Raw genomic sequence first — 21,564 nt, 5'->3', positions numbered from 1 at the left:
TGACATTCCGAGGAATGGCTTGCGGCGGGAACGGGGCGACGCCAGCTCCCTTCCACGAAGTTCAGGCTCGGATGAATCGCATGAAGAAGATCGGCTTCCTCTCGTTCGGACACTGGTCCCCATCCCCTCAGTCGGCGACGCGGACCGCCGCCGACGTGCTGCTGCAGTCGATCGACCTCGCGGTGGCGGCGGAGGAATTGGGCGCGGACGGCGCTTACTTCCGGGTCCATCACTTCGCGCGGCAGCTCGCCTCGCCCTTCCCCCTGCTGGCGGCGATCGGCGCGCGCACCAGACGCATCGAGATCGGCACCGGCGTGATCGACATGCGCTACGAGAACCCCTTCTACATGGCGGAGGATGCCGGCGCGGCGGACCTGATCAGCGGCGGGCGGCTCCAGCTCGGCATCAGCCGCGGCTCGCCCGAGCAGGTGATCGATGGCTGGCGCCATTTCGGCTACGCGCCGGCGGAAGGGCAGAGCGACGCCGACATGGGCCGCCGCCATGCCGAGGTCTTCCTCGATCTGCTGAAGGGCGAAGGCTTCGCGCAGCCCAATCCGCGCCCGATGTTCCCCAATCCGCCAGGCCTGCTGCGCCTCGAGCCCCATTCGGAGGGATTGCGCGAGCGCATCTGGTGGGGTTCCGCATCCAACGCGACCGCGGTCTGGGCCGCCCAAATGGGCATGAACCTGCAGAGCTCGACGCTGAAGGCTGACGAGACCGGCGAGCCGTTCCACGTCCAGCAGGCGAAGCAGATCCGCGCCTATCGCGAGGCCTGGAAGGACGCCGGCCATGCCCGCGAGCCGCGCGTCTCCGTCTCACGGTCGATCTTCGCGCTCGTCGACGATCGCGACCGCGCCTATTTCGGACGCGACGACAGCAGCGACCAGATCGGCATCATCGACAACATGCGCGCCGTGTTCGGGCGATCCTACGCCGCCGAGCCCGACCGGCTGGTGGAGCAGCTGAAGGCGGACGAGGCGATCGCCGAGGCGGACACGCTGCTGCTCACCGTCCCCAACCAGCTCGGCGTCGAGTATAACGCCCACGTCATCGAGGCCATATTGAAGCACGTGGCGCCCGCTCTCGGATGGCGGTGATCCATCCCGTCGAGGGGGAATGGAATGTGAATCGTGCTCCTGCGAAAGCAGGAGCACTGGATTGACGCTGTCTCGCTTGCGGCCCGGGCTCCTGCTTTCGCAGGAGCACGATTCAACCGGTGCCGGAGGCTCTATGACGCCGGCTTCGCCGCCGCCGCGCGCTTCTCGCTCAGGAACTTGCTGAGATCGGCATCCATCACCGTATACCAGTCGAGCATGTCGGCGAACGCCTTCTGGCTGCTCTGCCCCACCGCGGTGAAATCCATGTACTGCGCGAGGTCGCCATCGCCATCGATCGCGATCTTCATGAAGCGCTTCTTCGCGTTCCACTCATTGACCAGCTCGAGCGTGTAGAACGGGTCCTTCTTGTACCAGCTGTAGAACTGGAAGGAGCCGCAGTTCTTCACGCCTTCGCAGCCGTAGAACTCGACGGTGAAATCGGAGCCGTTGGTCGAGCTGGAGATATAAGGCTCGCCCTTGCTGTTGGTCTTGAGCTCGGCCTTGTAGCCGGCGTCACGCACTGCCGCGGCGACCACCTCCGGGTTGGAGAGGTCGAGCATCTTGTCGGCCTTGTCCTCGGCCATAGCCGGTGCAGCGGTGAGCATCGCCGCCGCCAACATCCAAGATTTCATTCGCCATTTCCCCTTTTTTCTGAACGGCCCCATATCCCCAAACGTCATCCCGGCGAAAGCCGGGATCTCCCGCGAAGGCGCGAAACGGCATGAGATTCCGACATTGGCCTCGCCGCCCTTCGGGTCGCCGGAATGACGGTAAAGCTCGTTCGAGCTACAGCAGTTTGCCCCGCAGCTATTTGTCCGGCGCCATCGCCGCCAGCTCGTGCCCCTGCGGATCGCGAAAGTGAAAGCGCCGTCCGCCTGGGAAGGCGAAGATCGGCCGCGTCACCACGCCACCCGCCGCCCTCACCTTCGCCAGCGCATCCTCCAGATCCTCGACCTGGATCACCGGCAGCAGCTGCGCGGTCCATTCGCCCGAGTCGCCCTGCAGCCCCATGTCGACGTCACCGCTCACGGTCGCGGCATAGCTCGGCCCGAACTCGGCGAAGCGCCATCCGAACGCCGTTTCGTAAAAGTCTCTCACGCCGGCGATATCCCGCACCGGCAGCTCGACATAGTTCAACCTCGCCATATCCGCCTCCTTTGTTCTTGATATGTTCTAGATCACCGCCTAGTCTCGCGCAATGGCCAAGACGCGACCCGTCCGCGGTGCCACCGTCAACCGCGAGAGCACCCGCTTCAGCCTGCCCGAACGGCAGGCCGACGGCGACTGGCTCGACGATCGCGAAGGGATCGACGGCGCGCCGCCACCGCTGCGCACCACCGTCACCGTCGAGCGGCCGAAGACGATCATCACCCGCAACCAGTCGCCCGACGTGCCGTTCGACCGCTCGATCAACCCCTATCGCGGCTGCGAGCACGGCTGCATCTACTGTTTCGCGCGGCCGACCCATGCCTATCACGACCTGTCGCCCGGGCTCGACTTCGAATCGAAGCTGTTCGCCAAGCCTGAGGCCGCAACCTTGCTCCGCGCCGAGCTGGCGAAGCGCGGCTATGTCTGCCGTCCGATCGCGTTCGGCACCAACACCGATCCCTATCAACCGATCGAGAGCGACTGGCGCATCACGCGGAGCTGCATCGAGCTGCTCGCCGAGTGCAACCATCCGATCACCATCACCACCAAGTCCGACCGCGTGACGCGCGACCTCGACCTGCTGGCGCCGATGGCAGCGAAGGGGCTGGCCGCAGTGATGGTGTCGGTGACCTCGCTCAATCCCAAGGTAGCGCGTACCGTGGAACCGCGCGCGCCTCACCCGGAGCGCCGGCTGGCGGCGGTGGCGAAGCTCGCCGCGGCGGGCGTGCCGACCGTCGTCTCGATCGCGCCCGTCATCCCCGCGATCACCGACCATGAGATGGAGCATCTGATCGAACGCGCCGCCGAGGCGGGTGCCTATGGCGCCGGCTTCATCCCCGTGCGCCTGCCCTTCGAGGTCGCGCCGCTGTTCGAAGCCTGGCTCGATGCCCATTTTCCCGACCGCAAGGCCAAGGTGATGGCGACGATCGGCTCGCTTCGCGACGGCCGGCGCAACGATCCCGAGTTCTTCACGCGGATGCGCGGCAGCGGCCCCTGGGCCGAGCTGCTGCGCACCCGCTTCCAGATCGCCTGCCGCAAGCATGGCCTCAACCGCGAGCGCAGGCCGCTGCGCACCGATCTGTTCCGCCCGCCGCAAGGTCCGCAAGGGGAGCTGTTCGGATGACCGCCCCACGGCTAGAGCGCACCCGAGGAGGGATCTTCTTATGCGCATAAGCACGATCTTCATGAAATTCGTGATGTTCGCGGCCCTGCTGGCGTCGCAGACGGCTATGGCGAGGCCCGCGCCGGACACGCTCCGCGTGATGAGCTTCAACGTCCGCTACGGCACCGCCGACGACGGTCCGGACGATTGGGCCCATCGGCGCGACATCCTCGTCGAGACGGTCCGGAACGAGCATCCCGACGTGATCGGGACGCAGGAACTGCTCAAGGACCAGGCCGACTATATCGTCGCGCAGCTGCCGGGCTACACCTGGTTCGGCATCGACCGCCGCGGCGGCCATGGCGACGAGCATATGGGCGTCTTCTACCGCCGCGATCGGCTCAAGCTCGTCGAGCAGGGGAATTTCTGGCTGTCGGACACGCCGTCGGTGCCGGGCAGCATCAGCTGGGGCCACCCGCTGCCGCGCATGGTGACCTGGGGCGTGTTCGAGACCCCGAACGGCAAGCGCTTCCGCCTGCTCAACACCCATTTCCCTTATCGTGCCGAGGACGATCTCGCCCGCGAGAAGGCGGCGACGCTGATCGCCGATTATCTGCGGCAGCCGGACCACGCCGGGCCGGTGATCGTGACCGGCGACTTCAACACCGACATCAGCAGCAAGGCGCATGCGATCCTGACCAAGGCCGTGGCCGACGCCTGGCAGACGACGGCGCACACGGGGCCGGTCGGCACCTTCCACGGCTTCAAGGGCGTGCCCGGGGCGGACCGCATCGACTGGATCCTGTCGCGCGGCTTCACCGTCAAGCGGGTGGCGACGCTGACCGCCAACCGGGATGGACGCTATCCGTCCGACCATTTCCCGGTCGTGGCGGATATAAGCTTCGAACCCTGACAACCCACCGTCACCCCGGCGAAGGCCGGGGTCCACTGCGCCTCAAGTGTCGTCCCTTGAGCTTTCTTATTCTATGCTTGCCTCCCGGTGGACCCCGGCCATCGCCGGGGTGACGAGGACGAAGGCGAAGTTACGCCGCCGCCAGCTTGAAATCCTTGTACTGCGCCCGGATCGCCGTCTTAAGCAGCTTGCCGGTCGCAGTGTGAGGCAGCGCCTCCACGAAATGGATCTCGTCGGGAAGCCACCATTTCGCGACGCATTCGGCAAGGTGCGCCTGGATCTCCTCCGCCGTCACCGCGCTGCCGGGCTTGCGCACCACCAGCAGGATCGGGCGCTCGTCCCACTTGGGGTGGAACACGCCGATCGCCGCCGCCTCGGCCACGCCGGCGCAGCCGACCGCGGCATTCTCGAGCTCGACCGAACTGATCCACTCGCCGCCCGACTTGATCACGTCCTTGGCGCGGTCGGTGATCTGCATGACGTTGTCGGGATGGATCACCGCGACGTCGCCGGTGTCGAACCAGCCGTCCGCGGTCAGCGCGTCCTCGTCCGCGCCATAATAGCGCTGGATGATCCACGGCCCCCGCACCTGCAGCCGGCCGGAGCTCACCCCGTCGCGCGGCAGGATGTTGCCGTCATCGTCGACCACGCGCATCTCGACGCCGAACGGTACCTTGCCCTGCTTGCTGACCTGATCGACCTGCTGGTCGAAGCTGAGGTCGTCCCAATCCCACGACGGCGCCCCCATCGTCCCGATCGGCGAGGTCTCGGTCATGCCCCAGGCGTGATTGACGCGGATGCCCATCCGCATGATCCGCTCGACCATCGCCCGCGGCGCCGCCGATCCGCCGATGGTGACGATCTTGAGGTATCTGGGCACCTCCCCGGTCTCGTCGATGTGCTGGAACATCGCGAACCACACCGTCGGCACGCCGGCGGAATGCGTCACCTTCTCGCGGTTCATCAGCTCGCACAGCACCTTGGCCTCGTTGACCGCGGAGAAGACGAACTTGCCGCCGACCGCCGCCAGCGCGAACGGCAGGCCCCAGCCGACCGCATGGAACATCGGCACCACCGGCAGCGCCACCGCCTGGGTCGACAGGTCGAACTCGGCCGGCTGCAACTCGGTGATCGCATGGATCACGGTCGAGCGGTGCGAGTAGATCACGCCCTTGGGATGGCCGGTGGTCCCGCTCGTGTAGCACATCAGGCACGCCTCGCGCTCGTCCCCCTCGTGCCAGGCATACTCGCCGTCCTCGGCATCGAGCAGTGCACGGAAGCCCTCCGGCCCGTCGCCGTCCATCACCACATAATGCTCGATCGTCGTCCACTGCGGCTTCATCCGGTCGACGATCGGCTGGAAGGCGCGATCGTAGAGCAGCACCCGATCACCGGCATGAGTGGCGATATAGGCGAGCTGGTCGTCGAACAGCCGCGGATTGATCGTGTGAATCACTCCGCCCATGCCGATCACGCCGTACCAGGCGATCAGGTGGTGCGCGTGGTTCATCGCCATCGTCGCGATGCGGTCGCCAGGCTTCATCCCCAGCCGCTCGAGCGCCTGCGCCAGCCGCCGCGCGTCGTGCGCCACGCCGGACCAGTCGGTGCGCGTCTCGCTGCCGTCGGCCCAGCGCGTGACGATCTCGCGGCTCCCATGCTCGCGCGCGGCATGGTCGAGCAGGCGCATCACGCGCAGCTCGTAGTCCTGCATCTGTCCCAGCATTCCTCGCCCATTTCGTCTGTTCTGGTCGGGCGATTGTATCCGTACGCGGCCGCACGTCCAGAGGGACTAGCCTTCTGGAAACATACCAGACACACGAAACACGCGATCAGCCGGCGACGAGACGGAGTTCCGCACTTTCTAGCGCAGCCTGCGCGACGCCGGGGATCGACTGGATGCGCGCCACCAGCTCCTGATCGACGAGGAAGTCGCGACCGAGCCGCAGCTGCGCCTCCCCGCCGGGCGCATCGCACGTCAGCATCACCTCGCAGCGGCCGGCACGCACGCTGAGCAGATCGGCGAGCGGGGCCAGCGCCTCGGCGGTATCCACGCGCACCCGCAGGAGCATCCGCGCCTGTCCCGCAACAGCGTCGAACGGCCGGATCGACCGCACGGTGACCCGCGCGCTGTCCTCACCCGGCCGGCGGTCGAGCTCCACCCCGATCAACCCGCACCCGCCATCACGCGCGGTGTCCTCCAGCGCCTTGCTGACATCGTCGTCGAAGCAGGTCACCGGCACCTGGCCCGTGGCGTCCGAGATCGTCGCCATCAGATAGCGCCGCCCCCGCGCGGAGGTGCGCCAGCGCGCATCCTCGACCAGAGCGCCGACCGTGGCGCTGGTCCGCGCCCCTTCGGCGATCTCAATCTCGCCCAGCCCGACGATCGTCCGCGCGCCCTGCGCGGCGGCAAGATGCTGATAGCGATCGAGCGGATGCGCGGAAAAGAAGAAGCCGAACGCGTCCTTCTCGGCATTGATCCGCTCGGCCAGCGTCCAGCGCGCACTCAAGGGCAGCTGGATCGACGCCGATCCATGGTCCGCTTCGCCGAACAGTCCGCCTTGCCCGCTGGTCCGGCTCTCGTGCGTATGCGCAGCGACGGCGAGGATGGTCTCGGCCACCGCGAAGATGCCGGCCCGGTTCTCATCGATCGCATCGAACGCCCCCGCCGCCGCCAGCGTCTCGACCTGCCGCTTGTTGAGCAGCCGCGGATCGACGCGCCGGGCGAAATCGTCGAGCGAGGCGAAATCGCCGCGCCGCATCCGCTCCTCGACCAGCAGCTCCATCGCCCGCTCGCCCACGCCCTTGAGCGCGGCGAGGCCGTAGCGGACGGCAAGCCCCTCCCCTACTTCCTCGACGCTGAACTCGGCCTCGCTCGCATTCACGTCCGGCGGCCGGCGATCGATCCCCAGCCGCTTCATGTCGTCGACGAAGATCGCGAGCTTGTCGGTCTGCGCCATGTCGAAGCACATAGAGGCGGCGAAGAACTCGTGCGGATAATGCGCCTTGAGCCACGCGGTCTGATAGGCGAGCAGCGCATAGGCCGCCGCGTGGCTCTTGTTGAAGCCATAGCCGGCGAACTTGTCGATCAAGTCGAACAGCTCGTTCGCCTTGGCCTCGGGGATGGCATTCACCTTGGCGCAGCCCTCGACGAAGATCGCCCGCTGCGCGTCCATCTCCGCCTTGATCTTCTTGCCCATCGCGCGGCGCAGCATGTCCGCGCCGCCGAGCGTGTAGCCGGCGAGCACCTGCGCGGCCTGCATCACCTGCTCCTGATAGACGAAGATGCCGTAGGTCTCGGCGAGGATGCCCTCGAGCAGCGGGTGCGGATAGACGATCGGCTCGCGCCCGTTCTTGCGCGCGCCGAAGGTCGGGATGTTGTCCATCGGCCCCGGCCGATAGAGCGACACGAGCGCGATGATGTCGCCGAAGTTCGACGGCCGCACCGCCGCCAGCGTGCGCCGCATCCCCTCCGATTCCAGCTGGAACACGCCGACCGTGTCGCCGCGCTGTAGCAGCTCGTAGACGCCCGGATCGTCCCAACCGAGACCGTCGAGATCGACGACGATCCCGCGCGCTTTCAGAAGTTCGACCGCCTTCTTGAGCACCGACAGCGTCTTGAGGCCGAGGAAATCGAACTTCACCAGCCCCGCGCCTTCGACGTACTTCATGTCGAACTGCGTGACCGGCATGTCCGAGCGCGGATCGCGGTAGAGCGGCACCAGCTCGGCGAGCGGGCGGTCGCCGATCACCACGCCCGCGGCATGGGTCGACGAGTGGCGCGGCAGACCCTCCAGCTTCATCGCCAGGTCGAGCAGGTGGCGGACATCGCTGTGGTTCTTGTATTCGGCCGCAAGCTCGCTCACGCCGTTCAGCGCGCGATCCAACGTCCAGGGATCGGTCGGATGGTTGGGCACCAGCTTGGCGAGCCGGTCGACCTGGCCGTAGCTCATCTGCAGCACGCGGCCGGTGTCCTTCAGCACCGCGCGTGCCTTGAGCTTACCGAAGGTGATGATCTGCGCGACCTGATCGCGGCCGTATTTCTGCTGGACGTAGCGGATCACCTCGCCGCGCCGGGTTTCGCAGAAGTCGATGTCGAAGTCCGGCATCGACACGCGCTCGGGGTTGAGGAAGCGCTCGAACAGCAGCCCCAGCTTGATCGGATCGAGATCGGTGATGGTGAGCGCCCAGGCGACCGCCGAGCCGGCACCCGAACCGCGCCCCGGTCCCACCGGGATGTCGTGCGACTTCGCCCATTGGATGAAGTCGGCGACGATCAGAAAATAGCCGGCGAACCCCATCTGGATGATGACGTCGAGCTCGAACTCGAGCCGGTCGCGATAGGTCTTCACCGTCTCCTCGTCGGTGATCGACCATTGCCGGAGCCGCGCCTCGAGGCCCGCCAACGAACGCTCGCGCAGCATCGCCGCCTCGCCCTCGCGGTCGCCGGCCAGGCTCGGCAGGATCGGCTTGCGCTTGGGCGCCGCCACCGCGCAGCGCTGCGCCACCACCAGCGTGTTTGCCAGCGCCTCGGGCAGATCGGCGAACATCAGCTTCATCTCGCTCGCCGGTTTCATCCAGGCGTCGGGCGAGCTTTTCGGGCGGTCCTCGCTGGTGACGTAGCTCGAATTGGCGATGCACAGCATCGCGTCATGCGCTTCGTGGAACTCGGCCTCGGCGAAGCAGCAGGGGTTGGTCGCGACCAGCGGCAGGTCGCGCGCATAGGCGAGGTCGAGAAGGCCCGGCTCGGCGCGGGCTTCCTGGGCATCGAGCCGCCGGACGACCTCGACGTAGAGCCGGCCTGGGAACAGCGCCTCCAGTCGCGCGGCATAGGCATTGGCGGCATCCAGCTGCCCGTCGGCAAGCAGCCGGACCAGCGCCCCTTCCCCGCCGGCGGTCAGCGCGATCAGGCCGTCGGTCAGCCCTTCCAGCGCATCGAGCGACACATGCGCGTCGATCTCGATCGGCCGGTCGAGGTGCGCCATCGACACCAGCTTGCAGAGATTGTCGTAGCCGGTCTTGTCCTGCGCATAGAGCGCCAGCCAGTCGATCGGCGCCTCGATGCCGTCCGGCACCGGCCGTGCCACCGCCAGCAGCGTACCGATGATCGGCTGCACGCCCGCATCGCGGCACGCGTCGGAAAAGGCCATCGCCGCATAGAGGCCGTTGCGGTCGGTCAGCGCGACCGCGGGAAAGCCCAGCTCCTTCGCACGCTTGGCGATCGCCTTGGGCTCGATCGCCCCTTCCAGCATCGTGTACGACGAAAGGACGCGGAGCGGAACGAAACCCGAATGCGGCATGGCGGCACTATGCCAGTCGAGTGCCGCCAAGGGAACCGCCGGTCGGCCGGCGGAGGAATGTATCCACAGCTTTCGCCGCTCGGTCGGTCGGGAGCCGAATCCGCTCAGCCGCGTTTGTTCCGGTATCGCAACAGGAGAAGATGCGATGGCGGACAGCACAAGCGATATCGGAAGCGGCAAGGGCTGGGGCTGGATCCTCATCTACGGGATCGTGTCGCTGATCCTGGGCGTGCTGGCGTTCCTCTGGCCCTTCGGTGCGACGCTGGCCGCGACCTTCGTCGTCGCCTGCTTCCTGATCGCCGCCGGCATAACGGCCATCGCCGCCGGCGCCTTCGGTCGCGGCCATGAAGGGCGGCTCTATTCCATCCTGTTCGGCGTCCTGTCGCTGGCGGTGGGCGTGATGATGGCGTTCCGTCCGCTCGCCGGCGCCTTTTCGCTGACCTTGCTCGTTGCGGCTTGGCTGGTCGCGCGCGGCGTGATGGAGCTCGGCTTCGGCGCCCGCTACCGCCGCCATCGCGGGCTGATGATCGCGCTCGGCGTGATCGACGTGCTGCTCGGGCTCTACGTTGTCTTCATGCTGCCGCTGGCGGCACTGGCGGTGCCGGGCTTCATCCTCGGGCTCAGCTTCGCCTTCTCCGGCGTGGTCGCGATCATGCAGGCGCTGTCGCACCGCAAGGGCGCCGATGCCTTCGCGGCTCCCGGCTAGAGCAGCTTTTCGATATCGGCCGCGATGTCCGCCGGTTTGGTCGTCGGCGCATAGCGCTCAACCACTCTGCCCTCACGGTCGACGAGGAACTTGGTGAAGTTCCATTTGATCGCCTCGGACCCAAGGATGCCCGGCGCCGCCTTCTTGAGGTGGCGCCACAGCGGCGCGGCATCGTCACCGTTGACGTCGATCTTGCCGAACAGCGGAAAGGTCACCTCGTAGGTGAGCGAACAGAAGTTCGCGATCTCCTCGGCCGTTCCCGGCTCCTGCCCGCCGAACTGGTTGCAAGGAAACCCCAGCACCGCGAAGCCGCGGTCCCGATAGCGACGGTAAAGCGCCTCCAATCCCTCATATTGCGGCGTGAACCCGCATTTCGAGGCGACGTTGACGATCAGCAGCACCTGGCCCGCAAAAGGCTCGAGCGTCGCCGCACCGCCGTCCGCGATCGTAATGGGAATGCTGGTCGGGTCGCTCATCGCCGCTCCCGGTGGCGCGCCATCAGCAGATCGAGATTGCGGCGCACGCCGTCCCATTCACTGGCGATGATCGAATAGACCGCGCTGTCGCGACGGTGTCCGCTCGGCAGGATCAGGTGATTGCGCAGGACACCGTCGAGCTTCGCGCCGAGCCGCTCGATCGCCGTGCGGGAGGCGCGATTGAGCCAATCGGTCCTGATCTGGACCACCAGGCACCCGAGCGTCTCGAAGGCATATTCGAGCAGCATCCGCTTCGCCTCGGTATTGAGGCCGGTACGCTGGACGCTGGCGGCGTAGAGCGTGCCGCCGATCTCGACCCGGCGATGTGCCTCGCTCATCCGCATCAATCGCGTGGTTCCGACGACCCGTCCGCCAGCATCGAGCACGGTGAAGACCAGATTGCGCCCTGCCGCCTGCTCGCCCAGAATCTTGTCGAACCAGCCGTCGATCGTCGCCTCGGTCGGCACGGTCGTATGGAAGATCTCGATCAGATCGCCGTCGGCGAACGCCGCCAGCAGGTCGGACCGGTCCTCGCGTACCAGCGGCCGCAGCGTGACATGGCGTCCGGTCAGCGTCGGAACTTCCCGCCACGGGTTGCTCATTCGAGCACGCCCTCATGCAGCCGCACCACCCGGTCCATCCGCGCCGCCAGCCGCTCGTTGTGGGTGGCGACCAGTGCGGCGGAGCCCTGCCCCCGCACGAGCCGGAGGAATTCCTCCAGCACCACGTTGGCCGTCGCCTCGTCGAGGTTGCCGGTGGGCTCGTCCGCCAGCACCAGCGCCGGCCGGTTGGCCAGCGCGCGCGCCACCGCGACGCGCTGCTGCTCGCCGCCCGAGAGCTGGCTCGGCCGGTGGGTGAGCCGCCCCGCCAATCCGAGCGCGGTGAGCAGCTCGGTCGCGCGCGCCTCCGCCTCCGGGCGCGTGGCGCCGTGGATGAGCTGGGGCAGGATGACGTTCTCGACTGCGCTGAAATCGGGCAGCAGGTGATGGAACTGGTAGACGAAGCCGAGCCGGTCGCGCCGGGTGGCGGTGCGTTCCGGACTGGAGAGCTTCGCCGCCTCGGCACCGACGATGCGGATCGATCCCTCGAAACCGCCCTCGAGCAGTCCTACCGCCTGCAGCAGCGTCGACTTGCCCGAGCCCGACGGCCCCAGCAGCGCGACGATCTCGCCCGCGCCGACGGTCAGGTCGACGCCGCGCAACACCTCGATCACCTGCCCGCCCTGCTCGAAGCTGCGCTTGAGCCCGGTGGTCTGGAGGACTGCATCACTCATAGCGCAGCACCTGCACGGGATCGGTGCTCGCCGCCTTGTAGGCTGGGTAGAGCGTGGCGAGGAAGCTGAACAGCAGCGCCATCGCGGCGATGCCGAGCACCTCGAACGGGTCGGTCTTGGACGGCAGGTCGGTGAGGTAGCGCATCGACGGATCCCAGATCTGCCGCCCGGTGACGAACCCCAGGAAGCTCACGATGTCCTGCCGGAAGATCAGCGCGATGAAGCCGAGTATCAAGCCGGCGCCGATCCCGACTGCGCCGATCGCCGTGCCCACGGTCATGAAGATGCGCGTCAGCCCCATCCGCGTCGCGCCCATGGTGCGCAGGATCGCGATGTCGCGGGTCTTGGCACGGACCAGCATGATTAGCGACGACAGGATGTTGAACACAGCGACCAGGATCAGGATCGACAGCACGGTGAAGGTCACCAGCCGATCGACCGCCAGCGCCTCGAACAGCTGCGAGTTCATCTGCCGCCAGTCGGTGATCTGGCCCGACCGTCCGACCTTGTCGGCGAGCGGCGCCAGGATGCGCTCGACATGGTCGGGATCATTGGTGTCGAGCTCGACCATGCCGACGCTGTCGCCCATCAGCAGCAGCGTCTGCGCGTCCTCCATCGGCATCACCACGAAGGCCTTGTCATAATCGTAGACGCCGACCTCGAAGATCGCGCCGATGGTGTAGCTCACGATCCGCGGTACCGTACCGAAGGGCGAGGTCGGCCCCTGCGGGCTGATCAGCTGGATCTCGCTGCCCTCGGTCGCGCCGAGTGCGTCGGCGAGGCGGCTGCCGATCGCGATCCGCCCGCTGCCCGGCGTCAGGCTCTTGAGCGAGCCGACCACGACCTTTCCGTTGAGCGACGGGTTGTTAAGGATGTCGGGCACGTTCATGCCGCGCACCAGCACCGCTTCGACCCGGCCCGAATAGCCGGCCATCAGCGGCTGCTCGATCAGCGGGGTGGCGCTGACCACGCCGGGTGTCGCCTTGGCTTCGGCCACGACCTGCCGCCAATCGCGCAGCTGTCCATTATAGCCTTGGATCACGGCGTGACCGTTAAGCCCGACGATCTTGTCGAACAGCTCTGCGCGGAAGCCGTTCATCACGCTCATCACGATGACGAGCGCGGCGACGCCCAGCATCACCGCGACCAGGCTGATTCCGGCGACCAGCGCGATGAAGGCCTCACCCCGCCCGGGCAGCAGATAGCGGCGCGCGATCATCCGCTCGTAGCGCGAGAGCAACATTCAGTGTCCTCCCCCGCGGAAACGTGCGGGCTCGGCGCCGGTCCTAGGGAGAGTGGGCCTTGCGCGCAATCGCGCTGTTGCATGATTCCCACATCCCGCGCGCAATCGTGATGCTGCGGCGCGAAGGACAATGACAACGCCCGTCATCCGGCTTAGGCCAGACCTCACTGAAGCGCAGGCAACAACGGCCGTGGTTCGGGGAGGCTTTGGTCCCGCTCATCAGGGAGGATGAGCGCGCGGGCCGAAGCAAAAAGTCAAGGGGGCTGACGAGCTTTCGTCACGCGGACGCCCGGGCTGGAAACAGCCCGGGCGTTTGCGTTGAGGCGAAGGCGCCGTCACACGGCGCCGGTGCGCGCAGCGCATCGCCTCGACCGGACGGCGGGCGAAGCAGCCAAAGGTTCCGGCGATGCGCAGCATCGCTGGAAAGGCTGCGGAGGGCGGCAAAGCCGAACCTGACCGACGGCGGCTTTGCCGCCGGCGCTGCCCTAAATCACCCCTTCACCAATCCCGTAAACCGGAGCGGCACCGAAGAGCTTCCGAACCACCGGTGCCGCTCCGCCCCCTTTTACCTTCAGAACGACTTGCTGAGCGTCACGCCATACGTCCGCGGATCACCCGGCTGGCCGACGATCAGCCCGGTGCTGCCCGACTGCACGGACAGCATCTCGAAATAATCCTGGTCGAACGCATTGCGCACCCAGGCGAAAGCATTGAACCCGCCATCCGCGCGTATGCCCAGCCGGAAGTTCGACAGCGAATAGCCGCCGATCCAGGTGTAGGCCGAAGGCGACGGATTGGATGAGAAGTTGGAACGATAGCTGCCGTCGTAACCGAAATAGATCTGCGCCCCGTCGCCGAGGGACGGCACCGGCACATTGTATTCGGCGCCATAGGACAGCGACCATTTCGACACGCCCGGCAGCCGCTGGCCCGAGATGTCGCAGAAGGCCGGGCTCGGCCCGCCCGGCGTTCCTGGAGGCGCCGCAGGGTTGGCCGCGGTCGCCGCAGAGCCGCCCGAGAGCTCGGGCGGGCACGGAGCATCGGGGAAGCGTTCATATTTGGCGTCGGTGTAAGCGCCGCTGGCATAGGCGGTGAGGCGCTCGCTCGGGCGGAAGCTGGCGTCGAACTCGACGCCGCGCACCCGCACCTTCTCAGCATTGGCGAGATAGCCGCGGATCACGCCCAGCTGACCATTGGTCACGGTCGCCTGATAGTCGTCGATCTCGGTCCAGAAGCCGGCGAGGTTCAGGGTCACGCGCCGATTGGCGAACTGGGTCTTCAGGCCCACCTCATAATGGTTGACCTTCTCGGGCTTCACCGTCGCGACGCTCAGGATCGGATTGTTCGAGGCATCGAGCGGCAGGCCCGACAGGTTGATGCCGCCCGACTTGAAGCTGCGCGCATAGGTCGCATAGCCATGCACGTCCGGCGCGAAATCATAGGACAGGGTGACGTCGCCCGACAGGTTCCAATCGCTGAACCGCGGATCGTAGCTCTGCGGCGCGAGCACGCCGCGCTGGTCGGAGTTGAGGTTGGTGCTGCCGCTCCCGGTCGTCACCACCGAGACATAGGAACCGCTCTTCCGATCATAGTTGAGCCGCAGGCCCGGCTGGATGTGCAGCCCCGGCAGCACCTCCCAGTTGAGCTTGCCGAACACGGCGAAGCTGGTGTTCTTGAAGCCGATCTCGTTGGTGGAGGTCAGCCCGTCGAGCACAGCGGGGTTGTTCGCATTGGCGCTGCTCGGGTTGAGCAGCCAGCGGCTCGCCGCCGGACCCTGCACCTGCGATCCGTGGGTATCGATCGTCTGGCGGAAGAAGAAGGCGCCCAACGTATATTGCAGACGATTGTCGCCATTGGAGGCGATGCGCAGCTCCTGCGAGAACTGCTTCTGGTGCGACGGGTTCTGCGACACGGTGGTAATCGGCAGGCCGATGAAGTCGCGGTCGTTCGCCGGCTGCCAGTCCCAATAGCGCCAGGCGGTCACGGAGGTGATCGTCGCCGGCCCCACGTCCCAGTTGGCGACCAGCGAGGCACCGCCCACTTCCTGCCGCGAGTTGAGCTCGGCATCGAGATCGGTCACGCGGTCGAACGGATCGGTGCTCGGCGGCGCATAGCCGAAGGCGGCGGCGAGCGCGGCATATTGGCGGTTGACCGGCCGCTGGGTCGCGCCGACGCGGGCGTAATATTGCACGCAGCACATCGGGTTCTGCAGGCTGAAGTCGCCCATCAGCGTGATGTCGAGGTCCGGCGTCGCCTTCCATAAGAGCTGGCCGCGGAACCCGTAATTGTCGAGCCGATGCAGATACTCGTCTGTGCGTACATTGTAGATCGTGCCGCGCCGGCTGGTGATCGAGGTCGACACGCGCACTGCCAGCTTGTCATCGGCGATCGGCGCGGAGGCCGAGGCCTTGAGCTGGAAGTAATCGTAGTTGCCGTAGCTGACCTCCGCCCGCGCCTCGGGCGTGAAGCTCGGCGCGCGGGTGGTGACGTTGATCGCGCCGGCGGTGGTGTTCTTGCCGTAGAGCGTCCCCTGCGGCCCGCGCAGCACCTCGACGCGGTCGACATCGACGAAATCGAAGGTCGAGGCGCCGATGCGGCCGATATAGACCTGATCGATATAGAGCCCGACGCCCTGCTCGATGCCGTCGTTGGTCAGGCCGAACGGCGCACCGAGCCCGCGGATGTTGATCGCGGAATTGCGCGGATTGCTCGAATAGAATTGCAGCGCCGGCTGGAGCTGCTGGAGCCGGTTGACGTTGAACGCCCCCGTTGACGAAATCGTGTTCCCGCCGAGCACGGACATCGCGATCGGCACGTCCTGCACATTCTCCTCGCGGCGGCGCGCGGTGACAAGGATGTCGCCGCCCTGGCTCGCGGCGGGCTCGGCGGAAGGCTCGACCCGCTGCTGCGCCACCGGCTCGGCCGGCGGATCGTCGGGCAGCGCTGCGGATGGCCCCGCCTGAAGGGTCGCGAAGAGCGCAAGCGCAAGGGTCATCAACAACCTCCCTGATGTTTATACCCTAATCCGATCAATTTAGTAGATTATACGCCAGCAACTTGTAGTTGAGCGCGCGCAAGCGTCGCTTTTCCGCCAAGGATTTCCGCCACTTCCGCCTCTTGAAACCTCGCCGAGGCGTTCCGATTTCACGTCCGTGCGGTGCCGTCACGGGCCGCACCGACCGCCGGAGTGCCGTTTTCGGGCTCCGGGATCGACGTTCAAACTGCTCCTCAAGGAGGCTTTGACATGCGTCAGTTCGACTTTACCCCCTACCGCCGCTCGACGATCGGCTTCGACCGGCTGTTCGACCTGCTCGAGGCGAGCGCCCGCAGCAGCTCGGGCGACAATTACCCGCCCTTCAACCTCGAGCGCGTCGGTGAGGACCATTACAGGATCACCATCGCCGTCGCCGGCTTCAAGCCCGGCGAGATCGACATCACGGCACAGCAGAACCTGCTGCTCGTCACCGGCCGGAAGGGCGAGACCAGCAACGACAATCACGCCGCGCAGATGCTGCACCTCGGCATCGCCAACCGCGGCTTCGAGCGTCGTTTCGAGCTCGCCGACTTCGTCCGCGTCGAATCGGCCGACCTCGCCGACGGCCTGCTCACCATCGAGCTGGTCCGCGAGGTGCCCGAGGCGATGAAGCCCAAGAAGATCGCGATCGGCACCGCCACCGCGCAGGAGCCAGCGATCGAGCACAAGGCCGCCGATGCGGCCTGAGCCCTAGCGGCGCTTTGCTCCCTTTGGCGCCGCAGCAGAGGCGTCCGGACCACCGGTCCGGGCGCCTTTTGTTTTTTTAACTCCCTCTCCCTTTGGGAGAGGGAGGGAGCCGCGAAGCGGCGGAAGGGTGAGGGTGACTACGGCCAGCGAGGGCACCCTTCCCACGCCTTCGGCGCGGGCCCCTTCCCTCTCCCAACGGGAGAGGGAATCAGACCAGCCGGCTCTGCTTCACCGCCGCTTCGATGAAGCTGGCGAACAGCGGATGCGGGTCGAAGGGCTTGGACTTGAGTTCCGGGTGGAACTGCACGCCGACGAACCACGGATGGTCCGGCCGCTCGACGATCTCGGGCAGCTGACCGTCGGGCGACATGCCCGAGAATACCAGACCGCCCTGCTCCAGCGCCTCGCGATAGGTTGTGTTGACTTCGTAGCGGTGGCGGTGGCGCTCCGAAATCTCGGCGCTGCCGTAGATCGACGCGACCACGCTGTTGCCTGCGAGCTTCGCCGGATAGGCGCCGAGCCGCATCGTGCCACCGAGGTCGCCGCCCTCTTCGCGCTTCTCGAGCCCGCCTTCGCTCATCCATTCGGTAATGAGGCCGACCACCGGTTCGTCGGTCGGGCCGAATTCGGTCGACGACGCCTTATCGATACCGGCGAGGTTCCGCGCCCCCTCGATGCACGCCATCTGCATCCCGAAGCAGATGCCGAAATAGGGAATTTCCCGCTCGCGCGCGAAGCGGACCGACGCGATCTTGCCCTCCGCGCCGCGCTCGCCGAACGCGCCGGGGACGAGGATCGCATGGCAGGGCTCGAGATGCGCCGGAATCTCCGTCTCGTCGCCCTCGAACAGCTCGGCGTCGATCCAGCGGATGTTGACCTTGACCCGATTGGCGATGCCGCCATGGACCAGCGCCTCGTTCAGCGACTTATAGGCATCCTGCAGCCCGACATATTTGCCGACGACGCCGACCGTCACTTCCCCTTCCGGGTTGAGCTGGCGATCCATGATATCATGCCAGCGCCGAAGGTCCGGTTCGCCCTCGGACGGCAGGCCGAACGCGTCGAGCACCGCCCGGTCCAGCCCCTCGGCATGATATTGCAGCGGCACGCCATAGATCGACGGCGCGTCGAGCGCCGGGATGACCGCGCTCGGCGGCACGTTGCAGAACAGCGCGATCTTGGCGCGCTCGCTCTCCGGCAGCGGCCGCTCGCAGCGACACACCAGCACGTCGGGCTGGATGCCGAGCGCGGTCAGGTCGCGCACGCTGTGCTGCGTCGGCTTGGTCTTCAGTTCGCCGGCTGCAGCGATGTAGGGCACCAAGGTCAGGTGAACGAAGCAGGCGTTCTGCCGGCCGACATCGTTCCGCAGCTGGCGGATCGCCTCCATGAACGGCAGCGACTCGATGTCGCCGACGGTGCCGCCGATCTCGCACAGCACGAAATCGAGCCCGTCGGTATCAGCGCGCGCGAATTCCTTGATAGCGTCGGTGACGTGCGGGATCACCTGCACGGTGGCGCCGAGATAGTCGCCGCGCCGTTCCTTGGCGATGATCGTCTGATAGATGCGGCCCGAGGTGACGTTGTCGGACTGCCGCGCCGACACACCGGTGAAACGCTCGTAGTGGCCGAGGTCGAGATCGGTCTCGGCGCCGTCGTCGGTCACATAGACCTCGCCGTGCTGATACGGGCTCATCGTGCCCGGATCGACGTTGAGGTAGGGATCGAACTTGCGGATGCGGACCTTGTAGCCGCGCGCCTGCAGCAATGCTGCGAGGCTTGCCGCCATCAGACCCTTGCCAAGCGAGCTGACCACGCCGCCGGTGATAAAAATAAACCGCGCCATGGGAATCACCGCATAGGGGCGAACGCCGCAACGGGGCAAGCGCCCGAATCGGCGCTGCCCGATTTTTACGACGTCAATCGCCGATGGTTACTGGACGAGCGGAACCGCGCCGTTGCCGGCAGCCGCATTGGCCTGCGTCGCCGCGGCGGCGTTGGCGGCGGCACCGGCGAGCGCGTCGTCGCCGGCGGGCGTCTGGAGCGGCGCGGTGGCGGCGGGCGGGGTATTGCCCGCCTTGCGCGCCAAGCTCGTGTCGATCGTGCTCGACTGGCGGGTCGCCGCGATGAAGGCCAGCCCGATGCTGAGCAACACGAAGATCGTCGCCAGGACCGCGGTCGAGCGGGTCAGGAAGTCCGCCGCGCCACGCGCCGACATCAGGCCGGAGGGGCTGCCCGACGAGGTGAGCCCGCCGCCCTCCGACTTCTGCATCAGAATGACGGTGACGAGCAGCGCGGCGACAATCGCCTGGACGACGAGCAGAAAGGTGAACAGCATGAACCCGGCCAATGATTTCAAGAAAGTGCGGCGGACATAGGCGAGCAAGCCGTCCCGATCAACCGCACGGTCCGTCGCGCCCGACAAACATTTCGCGAACGCACTGAAACCAGGCGGCTCCAATAGCGTTAATCCTTGTTGAACCCGCTGCCCGAGAGTGAATTGGACACCAGTGCCGTGAATGCCGTGTCGGATCAGTCGCTGTTCACCTGGATGCATACGCTGGTCGATTACGTCCGCTCGGGCGAGCCGGATCTCACCAATCGGCAGATGGCGCTGCTGCTGCTTGTCTATCTCGATCCCGGCCCCCATACAGTGCGCGGATTGGCGCGCGCGCTGAACGTCTCGAAACCGGTCGTCACGCGCGCCTTGAATCGTCTGGGCGCGCTCGGCTATCTGCGCCGCCAACGCGACGATGCCGACAAGCGCAACATCTTCGTCGCGCGCACGACCAAGGGGGCAGACTTTCTTGCAGAATTCGGGCAATTCCTCGCCGGCGACGCCCCGGCCGACGCCCCACACCGACACGTTTCCGACCACGCCCACGCGTAAGCGTTTCGCGCTTGCCGGGCGCAGCCATGCCTTCGATCCGCGCGTCGATGCCGCCCGCGGCGACCTTGCCGATCTGCGCCTCGCCGACCGGCTGTTCGCGCCGCATTACGCCGCTGCGATGACGCGGGGCGTGACGCAGCGCACGCCGGTCTATGCAGTGATCGGCGGGGAGCAGCGCTCCGAGGTGCTGATGGGCGAGACCTTCGACGTGCTGGAGCTCTCCCGCGGCTATGCCTGGGGTGTCAGCCCTATCGACGGCGCCGTCGGCTTCGTCGCGATCGACGCGCTCGGCCCGGTCGTCGCGCCGAGCCACATCGTGATCGGCCAAGGCATTCCCGACCTGCCGATGGGCAGTCGCATCGTGGGCGACCAGAGCTTCACGGAAGCCGACGTCCGCCCGCTCGACGCGCCGGTGGAGGATTTCGTCCATATCGCCGAGCGGTTGGTCGGCGTGCCCTCGGTTCCCGGCGGACGGTCGGGCGCCGGCGTCGACGCCGGCGGCCTCGTCTTCCTCTCGCTCTCGCTGGCGGGCATCCGCGTGCCTCGATTCGTCGATCTCCAGGCGACAATCGGTCGTGCTATAGGTGAGGACGCACCGATGCTCCGCGGCGACCTTCTCTTCTTCGATGGCGAGGTGGCGATCGCCACCGACGAGACCCACGCGATTCGTGTCGCCGACCGGGTCGTACAGGTCCCGATCGCCGATCTCGGCGCCATTTCCGTGCGGCGGAGGCTCCCGTGAAGCACAGCGTGTTCATCGACGGCGCCGCCGGCACCACCGGCCTCGAAATCCGCGAACGGCTCGCCGGGCGCGACGAGATCGCACTGATCGCGCTCGACGACGCCCAGCGCAAGGACCCGGAAGCGCGGCGCCAGGCGCTCAACGACGCCGCCTTCGTCATCCTATGCCTGCCCGACGACGCCGCGCGCGAGAGCGTCGCGCTGATCGATAACCCGCGCACCCGCGTGATCGACGCCTCGACCGCGCATCGCGTGGCGGAGGGCTGGGCTTATGGCTTCGCTGAACTCGAACCAAGCCAGGCCGCTGCGATCGCCGAGGCTCCGCGGGTCACCAATCCAGGCTGCTACCCTACCGGTTTCCTTGCGCTCGTCCGCCCGCTGGTCCGCGCCGGGCTGATCCCGGCCGACTGGGCGCTCAGCGTCAACGCCGTCTCCGGCTATTCGGGCGGCGGCCGCTCGATGATCGAGGAGTTCGAGAAGGGCACGGAGCAGACCGCCTGGCGCGGCTACGGCCTCACCCTCGCCCACAAGCATGTGCCCGAGATGCAGCGCCACGCCCGGCTCGAGCATCCGCCGATCTTCATGCCCTCGGTCGCCAACACCTATCGCGGCATGGTGGTCGAGGTGCCGCTGCCGCTCCACGCCCTGCCGCGCCGCCCGAGCATCGAGGCGGTGACCGAGGTGCTGGAGGCGGCCTATCAGGCGAGCCCGATCGTCCGCGTCGCCACCGACGCCCCGCCACTGATCCGCATCGAGGAGGATGCGGGCACCGACCGGCTCACCCTGCGCGTATTCGGCAATGCCGAGCGCGGCCAGGCACGGCTCGTCGCGACGCTCGACAACCTCGGCAAGGGCGCGGCGGGCGCGGCGGTGCAGAACCTCAACATCATGGCGGGCCTCGATCCGACTGCGGGCCTCGTTCTCTAAAACCATACGTATCCGCCTTGCCCGAAAGGCGT

At 66.9% G+C, this 21,564-nt stretch carries 19 protein-coding genes; 8 read left to right on the top strand and 11 right to left on the bottom strand.

Going from position 1 to position 21,564, the window contains the following annotated elements:
• Positions 1-80: 80 nt before the first annotated feature.
• On the top strand, positions 81-1,097 hold the full coding sequence (locus LZK98_RS10965; protein WP_233782338.1) for an LLM class flavin-dependent oxidoreductase: 1,017 nt from the start codon (positions 81-83) through the stop codon (positions 1,095-1,097).
• A 131-nt stretch (positions 1,098-1,228) separates the two neighbouring features.
• Here LZK98_RS10965 and LZK98_RS10960 read toward each other — a convergent pair whose 3' ends face one another.
• A complete protein-coding gene (locus tag LZK98_RS10960; RefSeq protein ID WP_233782337.1) occupies positions 1,229-1,729 on the bottom strand; it encodes a YbjN domain-containing protein in 501 nt (166 codons plus the stop codon).
• Positions 1,730-1,904: 175 nt separating this feature from the next.
• Complete coding sequence (locus LZK98_RS10955) at positions 1,905-2,243, bottom strand: VOC family protein (protein ID WP_233782336.1); 339 nt, start codon at positions 2,241-2,243, stop codon at positions 1,905-1,907.
• A gap of 52 nt (positions 2,244-2,295) precedes the next feature.
• Between LZK98_RS10955 and LZK98_RS10950 the strand changes: the two genes are divergently transcribed.
• Complete coding sequence (locus LZK98_RS10950) at positions 2,296-3,369, top strand: PA0069 family radical SAM protein (RefSeq protein WP_233782335.1); 1,074 nt, start codon at positions 2,296-2,298, stop codon at positions 3,367-3,369.
• 40 nt (positions 3,370-3,409) lie between these two features.
• Positions 3,410-4,261, top strand: a complete 852-nt coding sequence (locus LZK98_RS10945; RefSeq protein WP_233782334.1) for an endonuclease/exonuclease/phosphatase family protein — start codon at positions 3,410-3,412, stop codon at positions 4,259-4,261.
• A gap of 130 nt (positions 4,262-4,391) precedes the next feature.
• On the opposite strand, the gene LZK98_RS10940 is transcribed toward LZK98_RS10945, so the two are convergent.
• Both LZK98_RS10940 and dnaE read right to left on the bottom strand, forming a co-directional pair.
• Positions 4,392-5,984 (bottom strand): long-chain fatty acid--CoA ligase, encoded by a 1,593-nt coding sequence (locus LZK98_RS10940; RefSeq protein WP_233782333.1) that lies wholly within the window; start codon positions 5,982-5,984, stop codon positions 4,392-4,394.
• 106 nt (positions 5,985-6,090) lie between these two features.
• The gene (gene dnaE / locus LZK98_RS10935; RefSeq protein ID WP_233786563.1) at positions 6,091-9,558 is read right to left on the bottom strand and encodes a DNA polymerase III subunit alpha; all 3,468 of its coding nucleotides are present in this window, start codon (positions 9,556-9,558) and stop codon (positions 6,091-6,093) included.
• 145 nt (positions 9,559-9,703) lie between these two features.
• Here dnaE and LZK98_RS10930 point away from each other — a divergent pair, with 145 nt between their 5' ends.
• Positions 9,704-10,264, top strand: a complete 561-nt coding sequence (locus tag LZK98_RS10930) for an HdeD family acid-resistance protein (RefSeq protein ID WP_233782332.1) — start codon at positions 9,704-9,706, stop codon at positions 10,262-10,264.
• On the opposite strand, the gene LZK98_RS10925 is transcribed toward LZK98_RS10930, so the two are convergent.
• From LZK98_RS10925 to LZK98_RS10905, 5 genes are all read right to left on the bottom strand, one after another.
• Positions 10,261-10,740: a glutathione peroxidase gene (locus tag LZK98_RS10925; RefSeq protein ID WP_233782331.1), complete on the bottom strand. Its 480-nt coding sequence runs from the start codon at positions 10,738-10,740 to the stop codon at positions 10,261-10,263. The two genes, LZK98_RS10930 and LZK98_RS10925, sit on opposite strands and share 4 nt — an antisense overlap.
• Positions 10,737-11,342: a GNAT family N-acetyltransferase gene (locus LZK98_RS10920; protein WP_233782330.1), complete on the bottom strand. Its 606-nt coding sequence runs from the start codon at positions 11,340-11,342 to the stop codon at positions 10,737-10,739. The genes LZK98_RS10925 and LZK98_RS10920 overlap by 4 nt, the downstream gene beginning before the upstream one ends.
• Positions 11,339-12,013, bottom strand: a complete 675-nt coding sequence (locus LZK98_RS10915; protein WP_233782329.1) for an ABC transporter ATP-binding protein — start codon at positions 12,011-12,013, stop codon at positions 11,339-11,341. Before LZK98_RS10915 ends, LZK98_RS10920 begins: the two co-directional genes overlap by 4 nt.
• Positions 12,006-13,256 carry a lipoprotein-releasing ABC transporter permease subunit gene (locus LZK98_RS10910; RefSeq protein WP_233782328.1) on the bottom strand — a complete coding sequence of 417 codons (1,251 nt, stop codon included), beginning with the start codon at positions 13,254-13,256 and terminating at the stop codon, positions 12,006-12,008. The genes LZK98_RS10915 and LZK98_RS10910 overlap by 8 nt, the downstream gene beginning before the upstream one ends.
• Positions 13,257-13,827: 571 nt before the next feature.
• Positions 13,828-16,251: a TonB-dependent receptor gene (locus tag LZK98_RS10905; RefSeq protein ID WP_233782327.1), complete on the bottom strand. Its 2,424-nt coding sequence runs from the start codon at positions 16,249-16,251 to the stop codon at positions 13,828-13,830.
• A gap of 249 nt (positions 16,252-16,500) precedes the next feature.
• Between LZK98_RS10905 and LZK98_RS10900 the strand changes: the two genes are divergently transcribed.
• Entirely contained in the window at positions 16,501-16,977 is a 477-nt protein-coding gene (locus LZK98_RS10900; RefSeq protein ID WP_233782326.1) for an Hsp20 family protein, read from the top strand.
• A gap of 208 nt (positions 16,978-17,185) precedes the next feature.
• On the opposite strand, the gene LZK98_RS10895 is transcribed toward LZK98_RS10900, so the two are convergent.
• Both LZK98_RS10895 and secG read right to left on the bottom strand, forming a co-directional pair.
• Complete coding sequence (locus LZK98_RS10895; RefSeq protein ID WP_233782325.1) at positions 17,186-18,820, bottom strand: CTP synthase; 1,635 nt, start codon at positions 18,818-18,820, stop codon at positions 17,186-17,188.
• Positions 18,821-18,907: 87 nt separating this feature from the next.
• Positions 18,908-19,309 (bottom strand): preprotein translocase subunit SecG, encoded by a 402-nt coding sequence (gene secG, locus LZK98_RS10890; RefSeq protein ID WP_233786562.1) that lies wholly within the window; start codon positions 19,307-19,309, stop codon positions 18,908-18,910.
• A 216-nt stretch (positions 19,310-19,525) separates the two neighbouring features.
• Here secG and LZK98_RS10885 point away from each other — a divergent pair, with 216 nt between their 5' ends.
• The 3 genes from LZK98_RS10885 to argC are packed head-to-tail and all read left to right on the top strand — an operon-like array spanning position 19,526 to position 21,532.
• Positions 19,526-19,864, top strand: coding sequence for a MarR family transcriptional regulator (locus LZK98_RS10885; protein WP_233786561.1), 339 nt, complete (start codon positions 19,526-19,528; stop codon positions 19,862-19,864).
• On the top strand, positions 19,782-20,606 hold the full coding sequence (locus LZK98_RS10880) for a C40 family peptidase (protein WP_233782324.1): 825 nt from the start codon (positions 19,782-19,784) through the stop codon (positions 20,604-20,606). Before LZK98_RS10885 ends, LZK98_RS10880 begins: the two co-directional genes overlap by 83 nt.
• A complete protein-coding gene (gene argC, locus LZK98_RS10875) occupies positions 20,603-21,532 on the top strand; it encodes an N-acetyl-gamma-glutamyl-phosphate reductase (RefSeq protein WP_233782323.1) in 930 nt (309 codons plus the stop codon). Before LZK98_RS10880 ends, argC begins: the two co-directional genes overlap by 4 nt.
• The last annotated feature ends 32 nt before the right edge of the window (positions 21,533-21,564 follow it).

It is taken from the genome of Sphingomonas cannabina (genome assembly GCF_021391395.1).
Taxonomy (GTDB): domain Bacteria; phylum Pseudomonadota; class Alphaproteobacteria; order Sphingomonadales; family Sphingomonadaceae; genus Sphingomonas; species Sphingomonas cannabina.
The sequence above is the reverse complement of the archived record's forward strand: the minus strand, read 5'-3'. Positions and strand labels throughout refer to the sequence as shown.